Annotated in this window: 2 protein-coding genes and 2 pseudogenes; 2 read left to right on the top strand and 2 right to left on the bottom strand. The window is 69.5% G+C overall.

Annotation, left to right across the window (positions count from 1 at the left end; genetic code table 11):
- Positions 1–394, top strand: a pseudogene (locus ACESL7_RS13100) (hypothetical protein); the annotation flags it as partial.
- 72 nt (positions 395–466) lie between these two features.
- Here the strand turns inward: ACESL7_RS13100 and ACESL7_RS13095 are convergent.
- Positions 467–793, bottom strand: a complete 327-nt coding sequence (locus ACESL7_RS13095) for a DUF6280 family protein (RefSeq protein WP_372893754.1) — start codon at positions 791–793, stop codon at positions 467–469.
- Between the two features lie 209 nt (positions 794–1,002).
- Between ACESL7_RS13095 and efp the strand changes: the two genes are divergently transcribed.
- The gene (efp, locus tag ACESL7_RS13090) at positions 1,003–1,566 is read left to right on the top strand and encodes an elongation factor P (protein WP_372893753.1); all 564 of its coding nucleotides are present in this window, start codon (positions 1,003–1,005) and stop codon (positions 1,564–1,566) included.
- Positions 1,567–1,697: 131 nt separating this feature from the next.
- Here the strand turns inward: efp and ACESL7_RS13085 are convergent.
- Positions 1,698–1,914, bottom strand: a pseudogene (locus ACESL7_RS13085) (CAF17-like 4Fe-4S cluster assembly/insertion protein YgfZ); the annotation flags it as partial.

Raw genomic sequence — 1,914 nt, 5'->3', positions numbered from 1 at the left:
CATATCGCCAGCGGCGGACGCGGCGTCGGGCGCCGCGGCCGAGGCCGACGATGCGGTCACGCTCGAGGCCAAGATCGCCGAACTCGAGGCGCTGGTCGGCCCGGGCACGGCCGCCGACCCGGGCGACGCGGTCGCGGCCGGCGACGGCGACGGCGACGTTGGCGAGACGGGGGCAGGGGACAGCGCGAGGGACCGGGTCCCGCCGCCCGAAGACATGCACACCGCTGACGCGGTCGAGGAGACGGTCCTCGACGAGGCCACGCTGCGCGAAATCGTGACCGAGATCCTCCGTGAGGAACTGCAGGGCGAGCTGGGGGCGCGGATCACGCGCAACGTGCGCAAGCTCGTCCGCCACGAAATCCGGCGCGCGCTCGCGGAGGGGCGACCGGACTGAGGGTGCCGGCACGGCGAAAGAAAAAGCGCGCCCCCGGATGGGGGCGCGCTTTTTCGGTGATCCCGATCCGGATCAGGCCGCTTCCGGATGCTCTCCGGCAGCAGCGTTGCGGCGTTCGCTTTCCTCGCGCGACAGCGCGACGGAGGTGCGCACGCCGCGCGCCACGAAAGCCATCAGGCCTTCCACGACGCGCTCGGTCGGGTCGATGCCCGCGCAGGACAGGACCTCGCGGCCGTCGCGCGACCGGGCCCAGCGCGCGATCTGATCGGGGCCGTTGCCGTATTTCCGGTCGTCGGCGATCGCGTCGTCCAGCGCGGCCAGCACGACGGCAGCGAAGAGCTTGCGGGCACGCATCCCCTGCTCCGCGCTGAACGCCGTGCCGTCAACGAAATCCTTCATCGCGTTGTCCTTGTTATTCGACTTGCACCCCGGGCGTGCCGGCCCTTATGGCGGAAACGCCTCGATTCGGATACATCGCTCATGCAAGCCTGTCATGCATTTGACGCATGGCTCGCGACCCATGCAACACGAGATAGGCCGGGTTGCCAGCCTGCTCCACGCGAGATATAGGAGCAGCCGCGCAACGATCAACCAGTGGCCAAGGTTCCATGCCCCGCATCAACGGTAACGAAATCCGCCCCGGCAACGTGCTCGAGCACAACGGCGGCCTCTGGGTTGCGGTGAAGGTCGACCACGTGAAACCCGGCAAGGGGGGCGCCTTCGCGCAGGTGGAGATGCGCAACCTGCGCAACGGCTCCAAGCTGAACGACCGCTTCCGCTCCGCCGACAAGGTCGAGCGCGTGCGCCTCGAGCAGCGCGATCAGCAGTTCCTCTACGAGAACGACGGCATGCTCGTCTTCATGGACGCCGACACCTTCGAGCAGATCGAGTTGCCGGCGGAAATCCTCGGCGAGCGGCGGCCCTTCCTGAAGGACGGCATGACCATCGAGGTCGAGTTCTACGAGAGCGAGGCGCTGAACGCCACGCTGCCGCAGAAGGTCACCTGCACCGTCGAGGAGACGGAGCCGGTGGTGAAGGGGCAGACCGCGGCCAATTCCTACAAGCCGGCCGTCCTCGACAACGGCGTACGCCTCATGGTGCCGCCCTTCGTCGGCCCCGGCGAGGCGATCGTGGTCAACACCGAGACCATGGAATACGCCGAGCGCGCCTGACCCGCCCGCGCAGGTGCCGGACACGGCGCGACCGGCCCGGGGCCGCCAAAGCCCCATCATCTTGGCCGAAATACTCCGGGGGTGAATTGGCCGCAGGCCAAGAGGGGGCAGCGCCCCCTCCCGACGCCGTCTCAGTCCCCGGGCCGCCAGTGTACCCGCGCCGCGCCGGCCGTCATGGCCTCGCCCGCCCGGTCGTAGCGCAGATACGCGATTCCCCGGCCACCGGCCTGCGTGTGGAGCGTGCCGGCCGCCTTGCCGGCGGCGTTCTCGATCGGCGTGCCCACGGGCGCCGCGCCCTCGACCTCGACGGTGGCGAGGCCTTTCTTCAGCTCCGTCTTGTGGTGCATC

The sequence above is a fragment of the Rhodosalinus sp. genome, from assembly GCF_041685465.1.
In the GTDB taxonomy this organism is placed as follows: domain Bacteria; phylum Pseudomonadota; class Alphaproteobacteria; order Rhodobacterales; family Rhodobacteraceae; genus Rhodosalinus.
This window is presented reverse-complemented; position numbering and strand designations above follow the sequence as displayed.

Bases quoted from the DNA above. Each gene is read 5' to 3' on its own strand.
- ACESL7_RS13095 (WP_372893754.1), bottom strand. From the start codon at position 793: ATGAAGGATTTCGTTGACGGCACGGCGTTCAGCGCGGAGCAGGGGATG.
- efp (WP_372893753.1), top strand. From the start codon at position 1,003: ATGCCCCGCATCAACGGTAACGAAATCCGCCCCGGCAACGTGCTCGAG.